This is a genomic window from Halalkalicoccus sp. CGA53 (assembly GCF_036429475.1).
Lineage (GTDB): Archaea > Halobacteriota > Halobacteria > Halobacteriales > Halalkalicoccaceae > Natronorarus > Natronorarus salvus.
On record NZ_CP144125.1, the window covers coordinates 347,234 to 371,975 of the forward strand.

Below are 24,742 nucleotides of genomic sequence, written 5' to 3' on the forward strand. Positions count from 1 at the left end.
GTACGTTCTTTTCCGTAGACCTCGAACCGCTCTCGATGACCGACCCGCTCCCGGATCTCCCGATCGACGCCGAGATACGGTCGGTAGAACCGCTCTCGGGCGGGCAGATCGGCCGCGTATCTCGGGTCGAACTCGCCGACGGCCGGACCGTCGTCGCGAAGACCGGTCCGACCGACCTCACGCTCGAAGGCCGCATGCTCCGCTACCTCGAAGAACGCGGACTCCCGGTACCGGAGCTACTCGGTGTCAGTACCGAAGTGCTCGTCCTCTCGCACGTCGAGGGCGAGAGTCGGTTCACCCCGGCAGCCGAGCGCCACGCCGCACGCCTGCTCGCGGACCTCCACACCAGCTCGGCCCCGAGGTTCGGCTTCCCGTACGACACGCTCACCGGGCAACTCCCGCTCCCCAATCCGTGGACCGACTCCTGGGCCGAGTTCTACGTGGAGCATCGGCTTCGCTACGCCGCCCGACGAGCACACGAGGACGGCCCGCTCCCCACCCCGCTCGCGGGGGAGATAGAAGCGATCGCCGCCGAGTGCGACCGCTGGCTGGCCGAGCCCGACGCCCCCGCCCTGCTCCACGGCGACGTCTGGACCGAGAACGTGCTCGCTGCCGGGGATCGGATCACCGGCTTCCTCGACCCGGCGATCTCCTACGGCCACCCGGAGATCGAACTCGCGTACGTCGACTGGACGGGGACGTTCGGGGAGGCCTTCTTCGAGACCTACGACGGGATTCGGGGGATCGAGGCGGGATTCTGGGAGACGCGACGGTATCTGTATCGGCTGTTCCCCTTGCTGGTCCACGTCTGGCACTTCGGGGAGGGGTACGTGCGGTCGATCGAGCGGGTGGTCGAACGACTCTCCTGATCAGTAGGTTTCGACCTCGACTCCGGGGATCCGTTCGAAGTCGGTGACGTTCCTCGTGAGTACGGGTTCGTCGCGAACGAGCGCGGTCGCGCCGACGATCAGGTCGGACTGACCGGTCTTCGTGCCCTCGCGTTCGAGCGCTCCGTCGATTCGCCCTGCCCGCCGCATGACGACGCCGTCGGCGTGGGCGATCGGAAGCGAGCCGATCACGTTTTCGACTTTCCGTCGCTCTTCGTCGGGCTGGTCGGTGTATCCAACGCCGTAGTACAGTTCGTACACCGACATCGCGGAGAGGCGAATCGACTGGCCCGTCGCCTCGATCCGCTCTGCGGTCTCGACCGCGTCCGTGTCACTGTACATCAGGTCGTGCAGGAACGTCGTATCGAGGATCATGCGGATCGGTCGAACGACTCACGTCGTCTCGCGGCGTCCCGCCGTTCTTTCTCCACGAGTGCCGACTCGACCTCCTCTACTTCTTCCTCGGAGTAGATCCCGACCAGGTCGAGAAGCGAGTGCTCGCCGAGCAGCCGATCGACCGCCTCCGAGAACGTCTCGTCGTCGCGTTTGTGCGCTCGGAGCCGTTCGTAGACGTCGTCGTCGAGACGGACCGTCTTCGAGCCCATGCTGTATACAGTGTATACGAACTCGTTGAATCTTTCGGCGATTGGGCTTTCGACGGCCGAGGTATTCGAACTGGAACGAGGGGGATAGGATTTGAACCACGGTCGTTCCGCTCGCTCCGCTCGCTCCACTCCCTGATTCAAATCCATCTGTTCGATTTTCACGGCTCTCACGTCCGTTCGAGCCGGAAAAATGCGAGGGATGGGATTTGAACCCATGAACCCCTACGGGAACGGGTCTTAAGCCCGTCGCCTTTGGCCAAGCTCAGCCACCCTCGCGCGCTCTCCGCTACTCGGGTCGTCGGGATGTGGGTTTCGATCCCACCACGTCGAGAGATACCTATACCCACGATCGGAGCGAAGAGGGGCCATGGGAATCGACACGATACTGGTCGCGGTCGCGGAGGAGGACCAGGACCGGGGTGACGTGATCGCGAGTACGGTGATCGACGTCGCGAAGCCGACGGGAGCGACGGTCGTGATCGCACACGTGATCGCCGAGGAGACCTACAGGGAGGTCGTCGAGCGAGCGGGCGCGGTGGTAGACGGGGACGACGACGACGTCCCGGAGTGGGCACGTCAGTGGGCACGGCTCGACGTGGGGATCGAGGGCGAGGTCCCGGAGTGGGTCGAACGGTGGGCGGTGTCGGAGGTGAGCGAGGAGCCGCGTGAGATATCCGGACCGGAGGCGCTAGAGGTGGTCCTCGAGCAGCGGGCGCTGCTCCGGGAGCTGGCGGGGGCGTTCGAGGAGGCGGGCGTCGAGTACGAGATCCGGATCGCGGTCGGCGATCCGGCAGAAGAGGTCCCCGCGATGGCCGAGGAGTCCGACGCCGACTTCGTCGTGGTCGGCGGTCGGAACCGCTCGCCGGCGCGACAGGCGGTGTTCGGAAGCGTCTCGCAGACGATCGTCCGGTCGGTCGGGTGTCCCGTCATCTCCATCCGCGAGGGCGTCCGCACGACCGATCCGTAACCGACCAGCAACGCTGACCGGTCACGGTCGTAGTGGCGGTCAGCTACTGGAAACCGATCCGACTCTCGTGACGTCCGCGGCCCGGTTCGGCGGTTCCGCCGGCGAACTGGTCCTCGATCTCCTCGTAGTAGCTGAGGATGTCGTCGGTGATCGTCGGCCGAACCGAGTCCATCGCCTGCCGGAAGTGACGCATCTCGACGATGTCGGTGTCGGCGTCCTCTCGGAGCGCGGTCATCGCCGCCTCGCGGGCGATCGACTCGAGGTCGGAGCCGACGAAGCCGTCGGTGATCTCGCCGAGCTCTTTCAGGCTCACGTCCGCGGCCAGCGGCATGTCTCGGGTGTGGATCTCGAGGATCTCGCGGCGGCCCTCCTCGGAGGGCTGGCCGATCATCACCAGCCGGTCGAACCGACCCGAGCGGATCAGCGCCGGGTCGATCATGTCCGGCCTGTTCGTCGCGGCGATCACCATCACGTTCTCCATCTCCTCCAGCCCGTCGAGCTCGGTGAGCAGCTGGTTGACCACCCGCTCGGAGACGTTGCTGCCGGCGTCCTGACCCCGGTTGGGCGCCAGCGAGTCGAGTTCGTCGAAGAAGATCACCGTCGGGCTGACCTGCCTCGCCTTGCGGAACGTCTGGCGGATCGCCTTCTCCGACTCGCCCACCCACTTCGAGAGGAGCTGTGGCCCGCGAACCGAGATGAAGTTGGCGTTCGTTTCGTTCGCTACCGCCTTGGCCATCAGCGTCTTTCCGGTGCCGGGCGGTCCGTAGAGCAACACGCCCGCGGGCGGTTGGATACCCATCCGAACGAACCGCTCGGGGTCGGTGAGCGGCCACTCGACGCTCTCTCTGACGTCCATCATCGCCTCCTCCAGCCCGCCGATGTCCTCCCAGCTCACCTTCGGGAGCTCGACGAGCACCTCGCGCATCGCGCTCGGTTCGACCTCGCCGAGCGCGCCGCGGAAGTCAGAGCGCTTGACGATCATCCGGTCGATCAGGCTCGGCGGGATCTCCTCTTCATCCAAATCGATCTCGGGGAGGTACCTCCGGAGCGCCTTCATCGCCGCCTCTTTCGTCAGCGACTCGATGTCCGCGCCGACGAAGCCGTGGGTGTCCTCCGCGAGCTCGTCCAGACAGACGTCGTCGGACAGCGGCATCCCGCGGGTGTGGATCTGGATGACCTCCTTTCGTCCGGATTCGTCCGGCACGTCGATCGAGATCTCGCGGTCGAACCGGCCCGGCCTCCGAAGGGCCGGGTCGACGCTGTCGACGCGGTTGGTCGCCGCGATGACGATCACCTGACCGCGGGACTCGAGGCCGTCCATCATCGTCAGCAGTTGCGCGACGACCCGGCGTTCGACCTCGCCGGTGACGTCCTCGCGCTTGGGCGCGATCGAGTCGAGTTCGTCGATGAAGATGATCGCGGGCGACTCCTCGGCGGCGTCCTCGAAGATCTCTCGAAGCTGTTGTTCGCTCTCCCCGTAGTACTTCGAGATGATCTCCGGACCCGCGATGGAGAAGAAACTCGCACTCGTCTCGTTCGCGACGGCCTTCGCGAGCAGCGTCTTTCCGGTACCGGGCGGTCCGTGCAGGAGAACTCCCTGTGGCGGCTCGATCCCCAGCTTCTTGAAGATCTGGGGGTGTTTCATCGGCAGTTCGACCATCTCGCGCACGCGCTGGATCTCGTTCTGGAGGCCGCCGATGTCCTCGTAGGTGATGCCGGTGCGCTGGCTGTCGAAGCCGGAGATCGGCTCCTCTCTGAGTTCGACCTCGGTGTCCTCGGTGATGAGACAGACGCCCTCCGGGTCGGTCTCGACGGCGATGAGGGGGATCGCCTGGCCGGGCGAGCGCATGAACGGGTGGTTCGTGCTGCTCATCACCGGGACGATGTCGCGTTCGACGACCGGCCGTTTGAGGATCTGACGTTTGACCATCCCGGCGGCGTCGGAGCCGAACTGGACCGACGCCTCCTCGGGCGGGGCGAGGACGAGCGTGTTCGCCTTCGCGGCCTCGGCCTTCCGAATCGTCACCCGTTCGCCGATGCCGATGTCGGCGTTCTGTCGGGTGAAGCCGTCGATCCGCACCGTATCGGTGTTCCAGTCCTGGCGGTCGGCGCGCCAGACCTTCGCGGCGGTCGTCTCGCCGCCCTCGATCTCGATGATGTCGCCGGGGCTCAGCTTCAGGTGCAGTAGCGTATCCGGGTCGAGGCGTGCGATGCCCCTGCCCGAGTCGTTGGGATAGGCCTTCGTGACCTCGAGTTGGACTTCGTTCATGATTGGGCCGTCGCGGGGATGTCCGTCACTCGGCGAGCGGTGCCGATAGGTCTTTTGTTGGACCGCCTCGCGCTAGGTTTGGTACTCTGTATCAAGGTACGACTATCGGGTACAAAACCCTACCGGCCACGCCCACCGCGTCCTTTTTCCCGGTGACGCGCCCGATGTCGGTATGCGAACGCTCGCCTTCGACGGGCGGATGGGCGCGAGCGGCGACATGCTGCTCGCGACGCTCTGTGACCTCGGCGCGGACCCGGCCGTCCTCGACGTGGTCGAAGACCACCTCGACGTCCGATACGAGATCCGAGAGGTCGTAAAGAACGGGATCGCCGCGACGAGCGTCGACGTCGTCCTCGACGATGGAGGGGAATCGACCCGGCCCGAGAACCACTCGGACTCCGACGGGGACGGTGACGGCCACGACGCCGATCGCGAGCACACCCACTCCTCCGGCCACGACCATCACGGAGACGACCACGGCCACGTCCACGCCGAGGGTCACGGCCCACACCGCTCGTACACGGAGGTCGTCGAGGCCGTCGAGGCGATGGATCTGGGTACGGGGATCGGGGACGAGGCGGTCGCGATCTTCACGCTCCTGGGCGAGGCCGAGGCGAGCGTCCACGGCGGGTCACTCGAGAGGATCCACTTCCACGAGGTCGGCGCTGACGACGCCATCGCGGACGTGATCGGGACGCTCCTCCTGCTCGACGACCTGGAGGTGGACCGAGTCGTCACGACGCCGCTGTCGGTCGGTGGCGGCTCCGTCTCGATGAGCCACGGGGTCTACCCGGTCCCCGGTCCGGCGACCGTCGAGATAGCCGAACGTGCCGACTGGTCGCTCCGAGGCGGGCCGATCGAGCGCGAACTGCTCACGCCGACCGGCGCCGCGATCCTCGCTCACCTCGCGGATGGTGTCGAGCACCTTCCCTCGCTCCGGGTCGAGCGATCGGGCTACGGTTCTGGGACCCTCGACCTCCCCGAACACGCGAACGTCCTCCGCGGGATCGTCGGCGAGGAACGTTCGTTGGTGCGGGAGGAGATCACGGTGCTGGAGACGAACCTCGACGACACGACGCCCGAGGTCCTCGGTGGCCTCCAGGAGACGCTCGCCGAGATCGGTGCCCGCGACGTCTCGATCCTCCCCGCGACGATGAAGAAGTCCCGGCCCGGGCACCTCGTGAAGGTGATCGCCAGATCCGAGGACGCCGAACGGGTCGCTCGCCGGCTCGCCGAGGAGACCGGTACCCTCGGCGTGCGCACGACGCCCGGTACGCACCGCTGGATCGCCCGCCGGCAGATCGAGTCGGTGACGATCAAGGTCGACGACGAGCGTTACGAGGTGGACGTCAAGGTCGCGAGCGACGACTCCGGTACCGTCTACGACGTGAGCGCGGAGTACGACGACGCGGCGGCCATCGCGCGCGAAACTGGATTGCCGATCCGGGAGATACTGCGCCGGGTGGAGACTGCGTACCGATAGCCCGTCGGTCCGGCCTACCGCTCTCGGTGCTCTTCGATGGCCTCGTCCAGCGTGAGTTCGCCGAGCGCGACCCGGCGGGCGAGCGGGGCGTCGATCTCGCGGTTCTCGTCCGATCGTTCGCGCGACCTGTCCTGGATCACGCGGATCTCCCCGTCGCTCGGCTCGATCTCCCGGGAGTCGATCGGTTCGCCCTTCCGTCGTGCGATGTTCACCGCCGCGAGCACGTCGCCCATCCCCCGGGTACCGGTACCGAGTGAGGGCGTCGTCCCCGTCTCGTCGACGAGTTCGACCCGCACGCCGTCGATCGCCTCGACGATCCGCGCGCCCTGGAGCCGTGCGCCGTCGCCGATCCGCACGATCGCCTCGGGATCGTCCTCGACCTCCCGTCGAACCACCTCCGCTGCGTCGGCCAGCGGGACGTGGAACGCGGCGACGACCGTCTCCCCCTGTACGACCGCGACTCCCGGACGGGCTCCAGGATCGACTCCGATTACCGTTCGGTCGCCCTCCTCCCGAAGCGTCGAGAGCGCCGTCTCGACCGCCCAGCGTGGATCGCCCGGCTCGGCTCTCACCTGCTCGATTGCGGGAGCTGCGTACCGGTCGGGGTCGTCGCTCGCACCCGTGACGAGGACGGACGTCCCCTCGGGGAGCGACTCCCCCCACTCGATCGTTGTGAAGGCCACGTCGCGGTCTTTCAGCTCACCGACCACGTCGTGGTACACCTCGAAGTCGGCGGTCGCGACGACGATCACGGTCGAGATAGGCGGTCGGGGGGTAAACGCCTTCCCCGGGAGCCGGGGGGCTTTAGTCCGACCGCGGCAAACCCCGGGCGTGAACGACGAGGGACGGCTGCCGACTGGCTGTGGGGCGCTCGACGAACTCGTCTGCGGCGGGCTCGAACGCGGGACCGTCACGCAGGTCTACGGTCCACCCGCGGCGGGGAAGACGAACGTCGCGCTCTGTGCTGCCGTCGCGGCGGCCGCCCGCGGCGAGCGCTCGGTCGTCATCGATACGGAAGGGATCTCGATCGACCGGTTCGGACAGCTCCTCGAGGCCTCCGCGGCGGATACCGAGGAGTCGATCGAGACCATATCGGGACGGGTCGTCCTGCAGGAGGTCTACGACTTCGAGGGCCAGGAGGAGGCGGTGCGAGACGCGGCCGAGCTCGCGGAGAACGTCGACCTGATCGTCCTCGACAGCGCGACCGGTTTCTACCGGCTCGAACGCGACGACGACGACGGCGGCGAGACGCTCCGACGGGTCGGGCGACAGGTCACACACCTGCTCTCGCTCGCCCGCAGACACGACCTCGCGGTGCTCATTACCAACCAGGTGTTCACCGACCCCGATGCCGACCGGATCCGAGCGCTCGGCGGGCACACCCTCGGTCACCTCACGGGGACGGTCGTCAGACTCGACCGGTTTCGAGGTGGCAACCGCCGGGCGACGCTCGAGAAACACCGGGCGAAAGCCGTCGGCGAGAACGTCACCTTCCGGATCACCGGTGACGGGATGGAGAGCGTCGAAGACATCATCTGAGACGAGATTGAGAGTCCGGGATCGGGAGCTAACGGTGGCGACACAGAGCTGTACGAGTATGGGGCGGTGCGGTATGGTGGCGGTCGCGGTCCAGCGCTGCACCCGCGAGCGAGGAACGGAGCGACGAGCGGGCGGCCTTTTTGGAACAGATTTTTGCTCGGAGCGGTTCCCGCAGCGACCAGCGCGAGCGAGGAAACCCGACGAGCAAAAAGGTGTTAGAGCTCGTTCAGCTTTCTCAACAGCTGGCCCTCGTAGAACTCGTCGCTCTCGATGCCTTTCATCTCGATCACGTTCCGTTCGAGCTTGTCGAGGGCGACGTGGAAGGCGTTGTCCGCACCGTAGCCCTCGCCGGAGCCGGCGACCTGCCCCCGGTTCGTGCGGAGCCGGATCGCACACTGGATCAGCGGCGTGCCCCTGAGTTTCTCCTTGTGCTTCTGGAAGCGGACGTGGGCGTGGTGGACGTCCATCCGCCTGTACTTATCGCAGACGGCCTCGATGTCCCGGCGGATGTCCTGGCGCTCGATCGTGTCCAGCAGGTCGATGTTCGTGATCTGGACGTCGAGGTGGTCCTCCTCGGTGAAGGTGAGCGCGCGGAGCACGTCGCTCTTCGTGACGACACCGGCGACGAGGCCGTCGTCGTAGTCGGGGGTGACGATCAGCCCGGAGTAGTCGTTGTCGAGCATTCGCGAGACGGTTTCGTCGACGGTCTCGCCGATCGTGGCGGTGATCACCGGACTGTTCATCACGTCCCTGACCGGGATGTCGAGTACTCGCTCTAAGTCGCCGCCGCGGTCGCCGACGGTCGCCTTGTCCATCCGCCTGACGACGACGTCACGGAGGTCGTGGATCGTGACGACACCGGTGAGCCGACCGTCCTCCTCGACGACCGGCAGCCGGGAGATACCGTGTTCGCGCAGCAGGTTGATCGCGCGGCCGACGCCCGTGTCCGTTCGAACCGAGACGACCTCCTCGGTGTAGATCTGGTCGACGGTGATCGCGTCGAGGTTCTCGAGGACCGCCTCGAGCAGGGCGTCGGCGTGGATGAAGCCGTAGAGCTCCTCGCCGTCGAACACTGGCGCGACCATCGTCCCACCCTCGACGAGCATCCGTGCGACCTCGCGGACGTCGGTGTCGATGTCGATCTGTGGAGCCGAGCGCATGAACGCCGCGGCCTTGGTACTGTCCTCGACGTGGGACTGGAGCAACTGACGTTCGGTGATGATCCCCGCGTACTCGTCGTCGCGGGTGACGATGATCCCCTTCGGGTTCTCCGACCCGAACCGGGCGCGGACCTTCCCGAAGCGTTCCTCGGCGTCGACCTGCACGAACTCCGTGGTCGCGATGTCTACGATATCCATACCAACAGCGAGGGTTCGCCGTCCAGGGTTAAAACCGTTGGTCCGGACGATCATCAGCGTTTAGACAGCTCCCGCCCTCGCTCCGCTCGTGAAGCCGAACATCGCCGTCTTCGGGAAGTACACCTACCTCGCGACGATCGTCCTCTGGGGGGCGATCACGGTCGCGCTGCTCCGGCGCGCGGGGGCGCTCCGCAAGGCCACCGTCTCCGTGCTCGCGATCTATCCGGTCGCCTACATCTGGGACTGGTACACCCTCGACGTAGGGATCTTCGAGATAAAGCTCAGAACGGGGATCGAGGTCGCAGGGATCCCGCTCGAAGAACACCTCTTCGCCGTCGTCGTCCCCGCGCTCGTCATCGCGATCCACGAGAACGTCCACGGCACTCGGGCGGACGACAGTGGCTGATTCCCGGTGATCGCCCGTCTGGATCGGCGATCACGGGAAGAGACGCCGACCGTCCGTCTCACGACTCGTCGGAGCGGCAGTAGTGACAGCCACCGCTCGGGAGCGTCGGGTTGCCACAGTTCCGACACCGCGTCAGTCGGCCCTCGGCGGGCACCGACCGCCCGCCGGTCAGCCGGGCGATGTAGTCCTCGGCTGTCGGTGGTCGGTACTCCTCGTCGTCGAGCAGACGGTTCACGAGGTCGTCGTCGCGCATCCGTTCGAGCAGCCGGTAGAACGCGAGGAACGCGAGCGTCGGCGTGACGATGACGAAAACGGCGACCGCGAGGCGGAAGGCGATCTGGGCGCTCCCCAGGTCGGTCATGAACGTCCCTGGGTCGGAGCGAGTATAGCCCTTCTGTCGAGAGAGGGGCCGTCGACCGACGACGGATCGGCGAACCCACGGTGTCGGCGATGGAAGCGCTCTCGCTTTTACCGTTCGACCCCCAAGGATAGCCCGCCTGGGGACATACACCCCACGAAGTCGATCGCTCTCCCCAGGCACTCTTCATCGAACCGCCTCACATGGATACGGATGGTGCCCGCATATGCAGGGCTACATAGTTATACGGCCACCGCTGAGACGCTCGATTCCCGGGCCCCGTCTCCGATAGCCAACCCGCCGTCGGTCGAGTCCACGAGAGGACGTCGTCCTCCGTCGAGCGAAACGACGAATCCCCGTTCGATTCGATCGTCCGGACGGGAGCCCACCGAAACCGGCGGCACTGTCGCTGGACTCGGTTTCCACCGATCGTCCTTCTCGGAGTCAGACCGCCCATCGAGTACGGCCGATAGTGACGCCGACACCCTCTGTCGGCCCTTCGTTCCCGCCGGCTCACCCCACCGACGTGACGACCGTCCCGCTCGGCGGACATCCTGCACCGGCTCACGGGTCGTCTTCGTGGGGGAATCGATCGGCGTGGATGGTCTCCCCGTTCGTGACGTTCGATTCGCTGACCCGGACGGCTTCGGACCCGACGGTATAACGACCGGGATACGGCACCGTCACCTCGTACCTGCCGTCGGAGGGCACCCGCACGATTCGCTGGTAGGTGAACGTGGTGTCGCCGACCTCGACGTCGGATTCGACCTGAAGGGTCGTGTTCGGGGTCGCGTTGCCGGCGATCGTCCCACCCGGGACGAGGGTGAAGACTTTCGTCGTTTCGTCGTCACTGACGTACAGTAACCGATAGTGAGCGAGCCCATCGACACCGCCGCCCGCACTGCCGTATCGATCGTTGAGACGGACCTGCATCGACTCGGGCGGGTAGGCGAACCGGGTGTCCTCGACGACGACGAACCCGGCTCTCCCCTCCAGGTCGTCGTGCCATCGCTCCGGATCGGACGAGGAGACGAACGTCCGATAGTTCTGCTGGGCGTACCGGTACGACTCGGCCTCTCCGCTGACGACGTGGTTGTACACCCGGTTGGTCCCCCACGCACTGAAGACGTAGTTCTCGGGGAACTCCCACCCCCGATCGGCGGAGTACTCGCCCATCCACGTCGCCGTCTCGTGCGTCGTGTCGTCTACGGTGAGCTGGCCCATCGTCCCCGGGATCTGGGCGACGCCGATCCCCGTCACGAGCACGACGAGTACGAGAACGATACCCGCCATCCGGACACCATCCACCACGTCGAACCCCTGCGTATCCCGGGACACCTCGGCTCGGTCGACGCCCAGCGACAGTCCCCAGGAGGGCTCTCTCTCACCGACGACGTACAGGATCCCGACCGCGGCGAAGGCGGCGACGAACACCGAGAACACCCCCGTGAACCGGAGTTGGACGATCGAGAGCGCGAGGAACGTCCAGGCGTACGCCGAGACCGCGAGCCACTCCGGCCGATGCGCGGATCGGAGTTCGAACACAACCAGCACCATCACCGGAACCGCGACGAAGAGAAGCAGACCGAACAGCACCACCGGCGTCTGCAGGTCCGCAACCAGCGAGACGGTCTCCCCGATCCGGTACTCCGGTTCCCGCGGGAACTGGCGGAAGTACGCGACGAACCGATGCATCGGCGCGGCGAACGCCCCGATCCCGGTCCAGATGGCAGCGAACCACACGCCGATCACGCCGAGCGCACCGCTCAGAACCACCGGCCACGGGAGTTCCATCCGACCCGCGAGTTCACCGACCACGAGGATCCCGACGACGAGCACGAACAGCAGCACAGGTGCGAACCCTCGATACGGCTCCGCCCAGTTCAGCCCCCGGTGGAGAGCGAGGGAGAGTACCGACGCCACGAGGAGCGCGGCGAGTAGCCCTCCGTTCTCCAGAACTGGAGACCGACCGTGCCGGACGCACGACACCGCGGTACCGAGTGCGAACACGGCGATGGGCACGAGCAGGATCGGTCCCCCGAGCCAGGCGAAGCTCAGCGCGGCAACCCCGACACCGAGCGTCCCGACGGTGATCCAGTACCCGGTCCGTCTCCACGGTCGGTCCCCTGTCCCGGCCCTCGTCAATCGGACGAGTGCTGCGGCCGTCACGACGACCCAGAGTGCGTGGAACGCGTCGTGATCACCGAAACCGAGCATCGTCCGGTAGGCGTGGGCGGGCGTCAGCCCGAGGAGGACGACCGCGATTAGCCCGATCCGTCGATCCCCGGTCACGTCGACGACGAGCACGTACAACAGGACGGCCATCACGACCGCCGCCCCCACCGGATACCAGGCGAGCATTACCCCCGCCGTATGGGCGCTCCCACCGAGAGTTTCCGTCGCCGCCCACACGCTCACGATGAACAGCACGTTCCTGTGCGTCCGGATCTCCTCGGAGAGGCCCGCGAGATCCCCCATGTCGAACGGACTGGCGTCGGTCGCGAGCAGTCCCTCGACCCAGTAGCGGAAGAAATACGGATCGTTTGCGGCCAGGACGACGTCCCCGTTCCGGAACACGTCGTCGTAGGGAACCCACACGCGAACGAGGACCACGAGGGCGAGTCCCGTGACGAGGGCGAGCGAGGTGGCGAGATCCTCGGACGAGATTCGACCGATCACCGGACGATCACGCTCGCGTCCGTTTGAGACAGTTCCTCCCGGTCCGTTTCACGGCGACGTCCGGCGTACATCGACGGGGAAGTCACCGTGATTCCGGGCTTCATACGCTGACTGTTTCGAATATGCGATTTAAATCTTTCTACAGAAACATTTAAGTTAGTATATGATAGATTACGACCCGATGTCAATGACACTTCGACTCGTGGGCGCTCTCGTCGCCCTCAACATCGTCGTCGCTGGAGTGGTGGTTGGTTTCCCAGGCTCCGCAGACGCGTTCGGAGCGAGCTCGTCGGCAGGTGAAAACCCGGTGAACGCTCCGCCCGTGGATGCGCCACCTGCAAACGGTCCTCCTGACCACGCTCCACCTGTGAACGCACCCCCGGTTGACGCTCCACCCGTGAACGCACCCCCGGTTGACGCTCCACCCGTGAACGCACCCCCGGTTGACGCTCCACCCGTGGATGCGCCACCCGCGAACGGCCCGCCTGACCACGCTCAGCCCAACCGCTGATCCTCGGACGACCCACGGTCCGATCTCGTTCCGCTCGCTGATGCTCGCTACTCTCTCTGGTTCTAACCCGTTCGGGTCCAAATTCGCCGCCCGCTGAATTGTTCGCGGCGAGAAGTGGGTCGGGGCGGATTGTGAACCACGAGAACTCGCTCCGCTCGTTTACTGGGCTCAAATCCTACGTGACCACTTCACCGGCGCAGGCGACTCGCTCACGCTCGTCGCGTTGCGCCGGTAGGAAATGGGTCGGGGCGGATTTGAACCGCCGGTCTCCTCCATGTCAAGGAGGTGTCATAGCCTGACTAGACCACCGACCCTCGCGTTCTTCGCACTCTCGCTACCCCGGCCGCGTAATTGAAGCTTTCGAATCGGGGAATGGGACCGCGTCGCCGGACGACACGCTTAAGGCTATGTACGGATTTGTACATTCCAAGACGAAATAGTACATTGGTGTTCACTATGCAGGCACTCATCGAGCGCGTGACGGAGGGCGAGGACCTCTCGCAGGCGGAGGCGAGGGAGGCCGCAACGGCGGTCTTCGAGGAGGCGACCGAGGCACAGATCGGGGCGCTGCTCGCTGCACTCCGGGCGAAGGGCGAGACCGAAGCGGAGATCGCGGGCTTCGCCGAGGGGATGCGCGCGGCCGCACGGACGATCGACCCGGACAGGGAGCCGCTCGTGGACACCTGTGGAACGGGTGGGGACGACTACGACACGATCAACGTCTCCACGACCAGCGCGATCGTGGCGGCCGGCACCGGGGTCCCGATCGCGAAACACGGAAACTACTCGGTCTCGTCGTCGTCGGGCAGCGCCGACGTCCTCGCCGAACTCGGTGTCGAGATCGACGCCGAACCGCCGGCGGTCGAGCGAGCGATCGAAGAGAGAGGGATCGGCTTCATGCTCGCGCCGGTGTTCCACCCCGCGATGAAGGCCGTCATCGGCCCGCGCAAGGAGCTCGGCATGCGGACGGTGTTCAACGTCCTCGGGCCGCTCACGAACCCCGCCGGCGCGGAGGCCCAGCTCGTCGGCGTCTACGACCCCGATCTGGTACCCGTCCTCGCCCGCGCGCTCTCGCGCATGGACGTCGATCGGGCGCTCGTCGTCCACGGGGAAGGGATGGACGAGATCGGCCTCCACGGCGAGACGGCCGTCGCCGAACTCTCGGGCGGCGAGGTGGAGGAGTACACGCTCACGCCCTCGGAGCTCGGGCTCTCCGCGCATCCGGTCGCCTCGGTGGCGGGCGGGAGCCCGACCGAGAACGCCGCCGCAACGCGCGGGATCGTCGAGGGCGAGATCACCGACGCCCGCCGCGAGATCGTCCTCGCGAACGCAGGGGCGACCGTCTACCTCGCGGGCGAAGCGTGCTCGCTGGAGGAAGGAGTCGAGGTAGTCTCGAACGCGATCGACGAGGGACGGGCGGCCGAGATCCTCGAGGAGATGTGTCGACCGCTCGCGACGGAGGGACGATGAGCCACCCGAGGGTGAAGATCTGCGGGCACACCCACGAGGAGGACGTCGACGTCTCGGTCGCCGCCGGTGCGGACGCCGTCGGCGTCATCACCGAGGTGCCGGTCGATACTCACCGGGAGGTCTCGCCCGGGCGAGCGAAGGCGTTGCTCGACCGCGTTCCACCGCTGGTCACGGGCGTACTCGTGACGATGCCGGAGTCAGTAGAGGACGCGCTCGACCTCGTCGAGCGGACCCGACCCGACGTCCTCCAGATCCACGGGCCGTTCGCGCCCGGGGCCGTCGAAGAAGTGCGAGGACACGTTCCCGTCGTGAAGTCGGTCGACGCGACAGAGCCCGAAAGTGCCCGGAGGTTCGACGCGGTCGCCAACGCCCTGCTCGTCGACTCGGTCGATCCGAGCGGCGCGGGCGGCACCGGCGAGACCCACGACTGGACCGCCACCGGATCGCTCGTCGAGACGCTCGACTCCCCCGCCGTACTCGCGGGTGGACTCACCCCGGAGAACGTGCGCGAGGCGGTCGAGACGGTCTCGCCGTTCGGCGTCGACGTCGCTGGCGGGGTCGAAACCGAGAGCGGGGAGAAGGATCACGACGCGGTCGCGCGGTTCGTCGCGAACGCGACCCGACGGAGGGTGAGCGCGGAATGAGGGCCCACGAGAGCCGGGAGGCGTTCGTCGAGCGGTTCGACGAGGTGGGAGACGAGCCGGTCGTCGCCTACCTCGAGGTCGCCCTCGACGTCGAGACGACGCCGCTGTCGGCGTACGCGGCGCTCACCGGTCGATCGTCCGATCTCGACGAGCCGGCGTACGCCTTCCTGCTGGAGAGCGCCGAGAAGGTGGCCTCTTCCGACCCGGACGGGGCGTTCCGACCCTCGACGGAGTCCGCGGATCGCCACGCCCGGTACTCGTTCGTCGGCTACGATCCGGACGCGGTCGTGACCGCCGACCCCGATACCGTGACCGTCGAGAGCCTCTCCGACCCACGCCTGTCGGAGCTGCTGCGGGCGGACGCGGGGGGCGACGTCCTCGACGCGCTCTCGACGGCGCTGCCCGACCTCCCGCTCGTCGGTTTCCCCGAGACGGAGCGCCAGCTCCTCACCGGCGGCCTCGTGGGGTTTCTCGCCTACGACGCCGTCTACGACCTCTTCCTCTCGGAGGTCGGCGTCGAGCGACCCCAGGACCTCCCACTGCCCGACGCGCGGTTCGTCCTCACGACGGCGACGCTCGTCTTCGACGAGGTCGCAGAGGAGGTCTCGCTCGTGTTCACCCCGGTGGTCTTCCCGGGAGACGACCCCGGAGCGATCTACGACGGTCTCCGCGAGGAGGTAGACCGCGTCACCGAGGTCCTCTCGAACGCCGACGAGCCGCAGACCGGCGGGTTCACGAAGGAGCAAGAGCGCGCCGATCCGCGCGAGGCGTACGAAGACGCCGTCCGTGCGGCGAAAGAGCACGTCCTCGCGGGCGACATCTACCAGGGCGTGATCTCGCGCAAGCGCGAACTCGTCGGCGAGGTCGACCCGCTCGGGCTCTACGAGGCGTTGCGCGAGGTGAACCCCTCGCCGTACATGTACGTCCTCGACTTCGACGACCTCTCGATCGTCGGCGCGAGCCCCGAGACGCTCGTCTCCGTCCGGGGGGACCTCGTGACGAGCAACCCGATCGCGGGCACCTGTTCCCGTGGGGCGAGCCCCGTCGAGGACCGCCGGCTGGCCGGCGAGATGCTCGCGGACGGCAAGGAACGCGCCGAACACACGATGCTCGTCGACCTCGCACGAAACGACGTCCGGCGGGTTTCCGTACCTGGATCGGTCCGCGTCGACGAGTTCATGAACGTGCTCAAGTACAGCCACGTCCAGCACATCGAGTCGACCGTGACGGGTCGACTGCGCGAGGCGTGCGACGCCTTCGACGCGACGCGGGCGACCTTCCCTGCAGGAACGCTCTCGGGCGCGCCGAAGGTCCGGGCGATGGAGATCATCGACGCGCTCGAGCGCGGACCGCGAGGGGTGTACGGCGGCGGTGTCGGGTACTACTCCTGGACCGGCGACGCGGACGTGGCGATCGTGATCCGGACCGCGACGGTCGATCACGATGTCGAGGGCTCGGACCGGATCACCGTTCAGGCGGGGGCGGGGCTGGTCGCCGACAGCGATCCCGGTAGCGAGTACGAGGAGACCGAGAAGAAGATGGACGGCGTGCTCGCAGCGCTGCGGGCGATCGAGGCGGACGCCCCGGAGGTGCTCCGATGAGCGTCCAGCGGGGAAAGCGGGTGCTCTTCGTCGACAACTTCGACTCCTTTACCTACAACCTCGTGGAGTACGTCTCCGAACACGGTGCGGAGACCGAGGTGCTCAGGAACACCGCGACGCTCTCGGACGTGCGAGACCGCGATCCGGATGCCATCGTGATCAGTCCGGGACCGGGCCACCCGGAGAACGACCGCGACGTCGGCGTCACGGTCCCGGTGCTGCGCGAGGTGAGTCCCGAGATTCCCACTCTCGGGGTATGTCTCGGGCTCGAAGCGGCGGTCTACGCCTACGGCGGGACGATCGGTCGCGCGCCGGAGCCGATCCACGGCAAGGCCTTCTCGATAGAACACGACGGGAAGGGGGTGTTCGCCGGGCTCGAACAGGGCTTTCAGGCCGGGCGGTATCACTCGCTGATCGCGACCGAAGTACCGGAGTGTTTCGAGGTGAGCGCGACGACCGACCACGGGGGGAGCGAACTCGTGATGGGGGTGCGCCACCGCGAGTACCCGATCGAGTGCGTGCAGTTCCACCCCGAGAGCGTGCTCACGGCGGTCGGCCACGACGTGATCGCGAACTTCCTTCGACGTGTCTGATATCTAGAAAGCGAGCGTCCCGGCGGCGACGGCCGCCCCGACGACGACGCTCGCGACCAGCGCAAGTTTCCAAGCGAGGTTCAGTACCATCCGGGTGACCGCGATTGCCACCGCGGCGGCCAGCAGACCGCCTAACAGCAGCAACGGGTCGACTCCCAGGACCAGCGGGGACGAACTGTCGAACATACTCGCGAATAAACATCGGAAATAATAAGCTTGTTCCCTAGAGCGAGCGGTCCGTCTCCAGATATGAGTGGTCGAGAGTATACACGTCTTAGACCCCCAGTTTTCGGAATTCAGCACTTCCATGGACGCCCTGCCACACATCCATCGACGTACTCGTTCCACGATACGAATCCTTCCCGATCTCCTTCACTTTCACCCCGCTCTGAGCAGACTTATTACCTCCCCGCCAGTACCTACGGTCAGACGAAGCCACGGCCATCTGGCCGGTCACTGACCGACCAGAGGGATCACAGACAAGCACACTTGCATTAGAGAAAACAAAGTTTATGAGAGGCCCATCAGTATGCATTCGGCGTCACAGATGATTCGGACCCACCAGTACGCCGGTCGCAGGATCGCCCGACTGCACCGCCTACACACGACGACGGAGGTGTGCGCGTGAGTCGCGCGGACCCCTCGGCCGAGGAGATAACCCTGCCGATCAAGCGCACCGACGGGGAGACGCTGGAAGAGCGGATGACCGCCACCGCCTACGAGAACATCCTCCCCGCGCGCTACCTCCGGAAGGACGCGGAGGGCAATCTGACGGAGACCCAGGAGGAGCTCTTCGAGCGCGTCGCGAAGAACGTCGCGCTCGCGGAGGCGGTCTTCGAGGCCGAGCGACTCGGCCGCGAGGTCGTGGTTCGACCCGACCAGGTGAAGCCGGGCCACCCGCGCCGTGACGAACTCGCCGCGGAGGTCTTCGGGATGGGCGTCACGGTCGACTCCGACGCGGAGACCGCGCTCACCGATCGGAACGTCTCGAAGTTCGCCTACGAGACGGTCGTCCCCGAACTCCCCGAGGAGATCAGAGCGCACGTCGAGGGCGTCGCCGCCCGGTTCCAGGAGCAGATGGAACAGCTCTCGTTCGTCCCGAACTCGCCGACGTTAATGAACGCGGGCGACGAACTCCAGCAGCTCTCTGCGTGTTTCGTCGACTCCCCGGGCGACGACCTCACCGACATCCACCAGACGGCGAAGGAGGCCGCGGAGGTCTTCCAGTCGGGCGGCGGGATGGGCTACGCCTTCTGGCAGCTTCGACCCTACGGCGACGCGGTCGGCAGTACGGGAGGGATCGCGAGCGGTCCGATCACGTTCATGCGCACCTTCGACCAGATGTGCGAGACGATCGCGCAGGGCGGTACGCGGCGGGGGGCACAGATGGGCGTCATGCGGGTTTCGCACCCGGACGTCATCGAGTTCATCCACGCGAAGAACAAGGACGTCTCGCTGGCGCACACCCTCCGCCTGAACGACCCCGACGACTACACCTACACCACCTTCGGCGAGGCGTTAGAGGAGGCGCGCGAGCTGATCGACGAGGACGGTCGCGTTCCGAAACACCTCAGAAACGCCGTCGAGGGTCACCTGTCCAACTTCAACATCTCCGTCGGAGTCACCGACGACTTCATGGAGGCGCTTTACGCCGACGAGGAGTTCACGTTCACGAATCCCCGTACGGAGAAACCGCACGTCGCGACGGCCGAGACGAAGGAGATGTACGACCGCTACGGTCTCGGGGGCTACGTCGAGGTCGGCGAGGAGTTCTCGATTCCCGCGCGCGAGATCTGGGACCGGATCGTCTCGGGAGCCTACGAGAACGGCGAGCCGGGCGTGATCTACCTCGAACGGGTGAACAAACAGCACTCCTTCGACGTCGAGGAGCACCCCGACCACCGGATCCTCGCGACGAATCCCTGTGGCGAACAGCCGTTGGAGGAGTACGAGGCGTGTAACCTCGGGCACATCAACCTCTCGACGCTCGCGGCGCTCGACGCGCCGGACTGGCGGGTCTGGTCCGCCGAGCACGGCGAGGAGTACGACACACACGAGGAGGCCGTCGACGCGTTCCTCGCCGAGGCGATGGACTGGGAGACCTTCGACGAGCGGATCGACCTCGGAACCCGGTTCCTGGAGGACGTCGTGACGATGAGCGACTTCCCGATCCCGGAGATCGAGGAGAAGGTACGCGAGATGCGCAAGATCGGGCTGGGGATCATGGGGCTGGCCCAGCTCTACATCCAGCTCGGGGTGCGCTACGGGTCGGACGCCGGAAACGAGATCGCCCGCCAGCTGATGACACACATCAACCACGAGTCGAAACGGACGAGCCACGAACTCGCCGAGGAGCGCGGGAGCTTCGCCGACTGGGCCGACTCGAAGTACGCCGATCCGACTCGGTACCGGGAGTGGTTCGAACACCACACGGGCGAGAGCGCCGACGACTGGGCGGAGGGCTACCCGATCCGCAACCACAACACGACGACGATCGCCCCCACCGGAACGACGAGCATGGTCGGCAACACGACCGGTGGCTGCGAGCCGATCTACAACGTCGCCTACTACAAGAACGTCTCGGACGACGTCCAGGGCGACGAGATGCTCGTCGAGTTCGACGACTACTTCCTCAGGGTACTCGAAGCGAACGGGATCGACGTCGACGAGGTCAAACGAGAGGCCCAGGAACAGATGGCGGCCAACGAGTTCGACGGCGTCGCCTCGCTCTCGACGGTACCGGACGCCATCTCGGAGCTGTTCGTGGTGACTGCCGATCTCACGGGCAAGGACCACGCGGCGGTCCAGTGTGCGTGTCAGGCCGGCGTCGACAGCGCCATCTCGAAGACCTGTAACTTCCCGAACAGCGCGAGCAAGGAGGACATGGACGAGGTGTACCGCTACATCTACGACAACGACGGGAAGGGCGTCACCGTCTACCGCGACGGCACGCGCTCGAAGCAGGTGCTGACCACGCGCGCGGACAACGCCGAGTTCGCCGACGAGGAGGAGGCCGCGGAGACCCTCGTCGCGGGGATCGAGGAGGTCTTCGGCGGGCTGGAGGGCTTCCTCTCGAACGAGGAGGTCCGGGCGGTCCTCGGCGACGAGCTCGAGGGCCTCGGCGAGCCCCGGACGTACGCGGAGAAGAAGACCCGACCGGACCAGCTCCACGGCGTCACCCAGCGGATCGACACCGGCTACGGGAAGGTGTACGTGACGATAAACGAGGATCCGGGTACGGGCGAGCCGTTCGAGCTGTTCGCGAACACCGGCCACTCCGGCGGGTTCACCAACTCCTTCACCGACGCGCTCGCGAAGACCATCTCGGTGGCGCTTCGCTCGGGCGTGGACCCGTACGAGATCGTCGACAAGCTCCAGGGGATCAGAAGTCCCAAGGTCGCCTGGGACAAGGGCGAGCAGATCAACTCGATCCCCGACGCGTTCGGGACCGCGCTCCGGCGGTACCTCGACGACGAGATCGACCGGACGTTCCCCCAGCAGCGAACGCTCGAGGAGACGACCGAGAAGAGTCCAGCGGTCGAACCGGAGGAGACGGAGACCGACGGCGGCGCGACGGCGGCCGACGAGAACCGCGACGTCACCCAGGACCTGATCGACGCGGGCGAGAGCCCCGAGTGTCCCGACTGCGGGTCGATGACGCTCTACTACTCCGAGGGCTGTAAGACGTGCGAGTCCTGCGGCTGGTCGGAGTGCTGAGCGGGCGCTGAGCCAGGGGAGCCGTCGACCGACCCCCGGTCGATATCAACGTTTACTACCGGCCCCTGCGGATCGGAGCCATGGACCGCGATCGCGTCGAACCGTCGGTTTCCGCGCTCTCCGGGGAGAACAGCGAGGCCTGGATCGAGTACCACCACCGTCACGCCGCGCCGAGCGAGTACTCCCACGAGTTCGTCTGGGACGTCACCGCCGACGCGGAGGGCCCGTTCTGCACCGACGTCGACGGGAACGTCTTCCTCGATTTCACCTGTCACATCGGAGCCGCTCCGCTGGGCTACAACAACCAGAAAGTGCTCGACCCGCTGTCGGAGTTCGACCTCGTCGATCCGCTGAAGATCGCCGGCCAGGACTTCTACCTCGGGTCGGGACCGACGCCCGACGAGGGAGCGATCCCGGGGCCGAGCCACCTGATGGAACGACTCTGTGAGCTGAGCAGCGAGTACGGGATGGACACGGTGTTCCTCTCGAACTCGGGCGCGGAGGCGATCGAGAACGCGGTGAAGATCTGTCAGGCGAACACGCGCGGGAAGTACGGCGTGACCTTTCTCGGTGGGTTCCACGGCCGTACCCTCGCGACGCTCTCGCTCACGCGGACGAAGTCGGTCTACACGCGCAGTTACGCGGAGGTCTCGGGGACGCGGACGCTGCCGTTCTGCGAGGACCGGACCTGCTCGCGCGAGACGTGTTCGTGTGGCTTCTTCGCGGGCGACCGCTCGGCGTTCGAACGCCTGCTCGAACCCGAGGGCGGCTATATCGATCCCTCCGAAGTCGCCTACGCGATCGTCGAGCCGATCCAGGGCGTCGGAGGGTACAACTTCCCGAGCGAGCCGTTCATGGACGAACTCGCGCGGGTCTGTTCGGAGCACGGGATTCACCTGATCGTCGACGAGATCCAGACCGGCGTGGGGAGGACCGGAAAGATGTGGGCCTCGGATCACTACGCGATCGAACCGGACGTGATCTGTAGCGCGAAGGCGCTTCGCTCGGCGGCGACGATCTCCCGCGAGGAGCTCTTCCCGAAGGCGAAAAACCGCATCGGCTCGACCTGGGGCGGCGGCGACGTCCTCGCGGCCGCACAGGGCGTGCTCACGCTCGACGCGATCGAGGAGTACGACCTGATGGGTAACGCCACCGAACGAGGGCGGCAGGCGACGGAGCTGCTGGAGGAGGCGGATCTGCCCGGGGTCGTGGACCTCCGGGGGCTCGGGCTGTTGCTCGCCGTCGAGTTCGACACGCCGGATCGACGCGGTGCCGTGGTCGAGGCGGCGCTCGAACGCGGCCTGCTCACCCTCGGCTGCGGGAAGAAGACGATCCGGCTACTGCCGCCGCTCGACGTCACCGAACGCGAGATCGAGCTCGGGATCTCGATCCTCGTCGACGCGATCGAGGCGACGGCCTGAACCCCGGTGTAGTTCGATCGCCGGTGAGCACAGTATAAGTGGTCGGATCGTGAGAGGTTCGCATGAACCCGTTCGAACGATCCGAGTACGAGCGCCGCGTCGAGGTGACGAAAGAACGGATGCGAGAGGAGGGTGTCGAGACGCTCTTTCTCTCGGATCCGGCGAACATGAACTACCTCGCCGGCTACGACGGCTGGTCCTTCTACGTCCACCAGGGCGTGATCGTTTCCCTCGAACTCGACCAGCCGGTCTGGATCGGCCGCGAGATGGACAGAAACGGCGCGCGGGCGACCGTCTGGATCGACGAGGAGAACGTCCACTCCTACAGCGACGACCACGTCCACTCGCCGGTCGGGAAACACCCGATGGACGCCGTCGCCACCCTCCTCTCGGATCTCGGCCTCGACGCGACGACCATCGGCGTCGAGATGGACGCCTCGTACTACACCGCCCGCTCGCACGAACGACTGCGCGAGCACCTCCCGAACGCGACGTTCACCGACGCGACACTGCTCGTCGGCTGGGTTCGCATCGTGAAGTCGGAGGCCGAACTCGCGCTGATGGAGCAGGCGGCCGAGCTCTCCGAGCGGGCGATGCGCGCCGGGATCGAGGCGATCGGCGCGGGCGTTCCGGAATCGGAGGTCGCGGCGGAGATCTACCACACGCTGATCGCCGGCACCGACGAGTTCGGCGGCGACTACCCCTCGATCGTCCCGCTTATGCCCTCCGGCGAGCACACCGGGACGCCACATCTCACCTGGTCGGACGAGCCCTTTTCGGAGGGCGATCCCGTCATCATCGAGCTCTCGGGATGTCGCCACCGGTACCACTCGCCGCTCGCCCGGACGGCCGTGATCGGCGAGCCAGGAGAGGAGATGCGACACGTCGCGGACGTCGTCGTCGAGGGGCTGGAAGCGGCGATCGGCGAGGCGAAACCGGGGGTCACCTGCGAGGCGGTCGAGCGGGCCTGGCGCGAGACGATCGCCGAACACGGCATCGAGAAGGAGTCGCGGATCGGCTACTCGATGGGACTGGGCTACCCGCCGGACTGGGGCGAACACACGGCGAGCCTGCGCCCGCAGGACGAGACGGTGTTGGAGGAGAACATGACGTTCCACGTCATCCCCGGGATCTGGTTCGACGAGTTCGGCGTCGAGATCAGCGAGACGATCCGCGTGACCGAAACCGGTGCGGAGGCGCTCGCGTCGTTCCCGAGAGAGCTGTTCTCGGTCTGATCGCGGGGTCCTACCGTCCAGGCGCGGAGACGACGTTCTCCAGCCCCTCGAACGACCCCGTCTCCTCCAGTCGCCGGACGTTCCCCGCGACGATCTCCGCCAGCCGCTCCCAGTGACTGGGGGTATGGCCGCCCGTGTGTGGCGTGATGAGCACGTTCTCGAAGCGCCAGAGCGGGTGCTCCGGGGGAAGCGGTTCGGGATCGGTGACGTCGAGGGCCGCCCCCCGGATCGCGTTCACCTGAATCGCGCTCACGAGCGCGTCGGTGTCGACGATCGGTCCACGGGCGGTGTTGATCACGACCGCCTCCGGGGGGAGGGTGGCGAACTCCGCCTCACCGATCAGCCCTCTGGTCTCCTCCGTGAGCGGGCAGGCGATCACGAGGTACCCGGTGCGCGAGAGCGCCTCGTGCAGGTGGTCCTGGTCGAAGCCGATCACCTCGTCGGTCGGTCCGCCCTTCTCAGGCGTGTACCTGACGCCCACCGTCTCGACCTCGAACCCCTCCAGTCGAGCCGCGACCGCCCGGCCGATCGAGCCGAGTCCGACGATCGTCACGGTCGAGCCGCAGAGTTCGTGCGACCGGAAGTGTCGCCACTCGTGGTTCTGCTTCCTGCGCCAGCCCTCGTGGAGTCGCCGGGCGAAGACGAGCATGTTGCCGACCGTCGCCTCGGCGATCCCCGGCGCGTGGATCCCGCCCGCGTTCGTCACCGCGATACCCCGCCGCTCGATCTCGTCCATCGGGAGGTGCTCGGTGCCGGCGAACGCACACGCGAACAGCTCGAGTTGCTCCGCCCGTTCGAGCAGCGTCTCGTCGATCCCGACGCCGGTGACGATCCTCGCACCGGCGACCAGTTCTCGCTCCTCGCGCGGTGTCCGTGCCAGTGCGAGCTCGTGGCCCGGCAGTCGTTCGCGTAGCTCCTCGGCGTACGGCTCCATCGCGAGTCCCTCGGTTCCCTCGCGCAACACGACGATATCCGGTTCTCTCCCTTCGGCGGTCATCG

The 24,742-nt window shown here is 66.6% G+C and carries 21 protein-coding genes and 2 tRNA genes; 12 read left to right on the forward strand and 11 right to left on the reverse strand.

Translation table 11 applies throughout. The annotated features are described in order from the left end of the window. The first annotated feature begins 35 nt into the window (after positions 1 to 35). Positions 36 to 869: a fructosamine kinase family protein gene (locus tag V2L32_RS03045; RefSeq protein WP_331234985.1), complete on the forward strand. Its 834-nt coding sequence runs from the start codon at positions 36 to 38 to the stop codon at positions 867 to 869. On the opposite strand, the gene V2L32_RS03050 is transcribed toward V2L32_RS03045, so the two are convergent. The 3 genes from V2L32_RS03050 to V2L32_RS03060 all read right to left on the reverse strand — a co-directional run bounded on the left by V2L32_RS03050 (position 870) and on the right by V2L32_RS03060 (position 1,768). Then, positions 870 to 1,262, reverse strand: a complete 393-nt coding sequence (locus tag V2L32_RS03050; protein ID WP_331234986.1) for a type II toxin-antitoxin system VapC family toxin — start codon at positions 1,260 to 1,262, stop codon at positions 870 to 872. Further along, positions 1,259 to 1,492 (reverse strand): antitoxin VapB family protein, encoded by a 234-nt coding sequence (locus V2L32_RS03055; RefSeq protein WP_331234987.1) that lies wholly within the window; start codon positions 1,490 to 1,492, stop codon positions 1,259 to 1,261. The genes V2L32_RS03050 and V2L32_RS03055 overlap by 4 nt, the downstream gene beginning before the upstream one ends. 191 nt (positions 1,493 to 1,683) lie before the next feature. Next, positions 1,684 to 1,768 (reverse strand) — tRNA-Leu (locus tag V2L32_RS03060). Between the two features lie 91 nt (positions 1,769 to 1,859). Here V2L32_RS03060 and V2L32_RS03065 point away from each other — a divergent pair. After that, positions 1,860 to 2,459 carry a universal stress protein gene (locus V2L32_RS03065; RefSeq protein ID WP_331234988.1) on the forward strand — a complete coding sequence of 200 codons (600 nt, stop codon included), beginning with the start codon at positions 1,860 to 1,862 and terminating at the stop codon, positions 2,457 to 2,459. A gap of 43 nt (positions 2,460 to 2,502) precedes the next feature. Here the strand turns inward: V2L32_RS03065 and V2L32_RS03070 are convergent, their stop codons facing one another. Continuing rightward, complete coding sequence (locus tag V2L32_RS03070) at positions 2,503 to 4,728, reverse strand: CDC48 family AAA ATPase (RefSeq protein WP_331234990.1); 2,226 nt, start codon at positions 4,726 to 4,728, stop codon at positions 2,503 to 2,505. A 172-nt stretch (positions 4,729 to 4,900) separates the two neighbouring features. Here V2L32_RS03070 and larC point away from each other — a divergent pair, with 172 nt between their 5' ends. Beyond that, positions 4,901 to 6,211 (forward strand): nickel pincer cofactor biosynthesis protein LarC, encoded by a 1,311-nt coding sequence (gene larC, locus V2L32_RS03075; protein WP_331234991.1) that lies wholly within the window; start codon positions 4,901 to 4,903, stop codon positions 6,209 to 6,211. A 14-nt stretch (positions 6,212 to 6,225) separates the two neighbouring features. On the opposite strand, the gene V2L32_RS03080 is transcribed toward larC, so the two are convergent. Continuing rightward, positions 6,226 to 6,963 carry a RuvC family protein gene (locus V2L32_RS03080; protein WP_331234992.1) on the reverse strand — a complete coding sequence of 246 codons (738 nt, stop codon included), beginning with the start codon at positions 6,961 to 6,963 and terminating at the stop codon, positions 6,226 to 6,228. A gap of 79 nt (positions 6,964 to 7,042) precedes the next feature. Between V2L32_RS03080 and radB the strand changes: the two genes are divergently transcribed. Continuing rightward, positions 7,043 to 7,750 (forward strand): DNA repair and recombination protein RadB, encoded by a 708-nt coding sequence (gene radB, locus V2L32_RS03085; protein ID WP_331234993.1) that lies wholly within the window; start codon positions 7,043 to 7,045, stop codon positions 7,748 to 7,750. 215 nt (positions 7,751 to 7,965) lie between these two features. On the opposite strand, the gene V2L32_RS03090 is transcribed toward radB, so the two are convergent. Beyond that, positions 7,966 to 9,108 (reverse strand): CBS domain-containing protein, encoded by a 1,143-nt coding sequence (locus V2L32_RS03090; RefSeq protein WP_331234994.1) that lies wholly within the window; start codon positions 9,106 to 9,108, stop codon positions 7,966 to 7,968. 88 nt (positions 9,109 to 9,196) lie between these two features. Here V2L32_RS03090 and V2L32_RS03095 point away from each other — a divergent pair, with 88 nt between their 5' ends. Then, a complete protein-coding gene (locus V2L32_RS03095) occupies positions 9,197 to 9,514 on the forward strand; it encodes a lycopene cyclase domain-containing protein (protein WP_331234995.1) in 318 nt (105 codons plus the stop codon). A gap of 58 nt (positions 9,515 to 9,572) precedes the next feature. Here V2L32_RS03095 and V2L32_RS03100 read toward each other — a convergent pair whose 3' ends face one another. The 3 genes from V2L32_RS03100 to V2L32_RS03110 form a co-directional block, all read right to left on the reverse strand. Next, the gene (locus V2L32_RS03100) at positions 9,573 to 9,875 is read right to left on the reverse strand and encodes a hypothetical protein (RefSeq protein ID WP_331234997.1); all 303 of its coding nucleotides are present in this window, start codon (positions 9,873 to 9,875) and stop codon (positions 9,573 to 9,575) included. 561 nt (positions 9,876 to 10,436) lie between these two features. Continuing rightward, positions 10,437 to 12,551 carry an STT3 domain-containing protein gene (locus tag V2L32_RS03105; RefSeq protein WP_331234998.1) on the reverse strand — a complete coding sequence of 705 codons (2,115 nt, stop codon included), beginning with the start codon at positions 12,549 to 12,551 and terminating at the stop codon, positions 10,437 to 10,439. Between the two features lie 750 nt (positions 12,552 to 13,301). After that, positions 13,302 to 13,376: transfer RNA gene (locus V2L32_RS03110), tRNA-Val, on the reverse strand. A 142-nt stretch (positions 13,377 to 13,518) separates the two neighbouring features. On the opposite strand from V2L32_RS03110, the gene trpD reads away from it, so the two are divergent. Genes trpD through trpG form a run of 4 tightly spaced genes read left to right on the forward strand, consistent with a single transcriptional unit; the run spans position 13,519 to position 17,370 of the window. Then, positions 13,519 to 14,532: an anthranilate phosphoribosyltransferase gene (gene trpD / locus V2L32_RS03115; RefSeq protein ID WP_331234999.1), complete on the forward strand. Its 1,014-nt coding sequence runs from the start codon at positions 13,519 to 13,521 to the stop codon at positions 14,530 to 14,532. Next, positions 14,529 to 15,176, forward strand: coding sequence for a phosphoribosylanthranilate isomerase (locus V2L32_RS03120; RefSeq protein WP_331235000.1), 648 nt, complete (start codon positions 14,529 to 14,531; stop codon positions 15,174 to 15,176). The genes trpD and V2L32_RS03120 overlap by 4 nt, the downstream gene beginning before the upstream one ends. Continuing rightward, on the forward strand, positions 15,173 to 16,777 hold the full coding sequence (gene trpE, locus V2L32_RS03125) for an anthranilate synthase component I (protein WP_331235001.1): 1,605 nt from the start codon (positions 15,173 to 15,175) through the stop codon (positions 16,775 to 16,777). The genes V2L32_RS03120 and trpE overlap by 4 nt, the downstream gene beginning before the upstream one ends. Further along, positions 16,774 to 17,370 carry an anthranilate synthase component II gene (trpG, locus tag V2L32_RS03130; protein ID WP_331235002.1) on the forward strand — a complete coding sequence of 199 codons (597 nt, stop codon included), beginning with the start codon at positions 16,774 to 16,776 and terminating at the stop codon, positions 17,368 to 17,370. The genes trpE and trpG overlap by 4 nt, the downstream gene beginning before the upstream one ends. 3 nt (positions 17,371 to 17,373) lie before the next feature. On the opposite strand, the gene V2L32_RS03135 is transcribed toward trpG, so the two are convergent. After that, on the reverse strand, positions 17,374 to 17,556 hold the full coding sequence (locus V2L32_RS03135; RefSeq protein WP_331235004.1) for a hypothetical protein: 183 nt from the start codon (positions 17,554 to 17,556) through the stop codon (positions 17,374 to 17,376). A gap of 438 nt (positions 17,557 to 17,994) precedes the next feature. Here V2L32_RS03135 and V2L32_RS03140 point away from each other — a divergent pair, with 438 nt between their 5' ends. From V2L32_RS03140 to V2L32_RS03150, 3 genes are all read left to right on the forward strand, one after another. Beyond that, positions 17,995 to 21,087: an adenosylcobalamin-dependent ribonucleoside-diphosphate reductase gene (locus tag V2L32_RS03140; protein WP_331235006.1), complete on the forward strand. Its 3,093-nt coding sequence runs from the start codon at positions 17,995 to 17,997 to the stop codon at positions 21,085 to 21,087. Between the two features lie 80 nt (positions 21,088 to 21,167). After that, positions 21,168 to 22,508 carry a class-III pyridoxal-phosphate-dependent aminotransferase gene (locus tag V2L32_RS03145; protein ID WP_331235008.1) on the forward strand — a complete coding sequence of 447 codons (1,341 nt, stop codon included), beginning with the start codon at positions 21,168 to 21,170 and terminating at the stop codon, positions 22,506 to 22,508. Between the two features lie 62 nt (positions 22,509 to 22,570). Beyond that, positions 22,571 to 23,743: a M24 family metallopeptidase gene (locus tag V2L32_RS03150; RefSeq protein WP_331235009.1), complete on the forward strand. Its 1,173-nt coding sequence runs from the start codon at positions 22,571 to 22,573 to the stop codon at positions 23,741 to 23,743. Between the two features lie 10 nt (positions 23,744 to 23,753). Here the strand turns inward: V2L32_RS03150 and V2L32_RS03155 are convergent, their stop codons facing one another. After that, positions 23,754 to 24,740 carry a D-2-hydroxyacid dehydrogenase gene (locus V2L32_RS03155; protein WP_331235010.1) on the reverse strand — a complete coding sequence of 329 codons (987 nt, stop codon included), beginning with the start codon at positions 24,738 to 24,740 and terminating at the stop codon, positions 23,754 to 23,756. Positions 24,741 to 24,742: the final 2 nt, after the last annotated feature.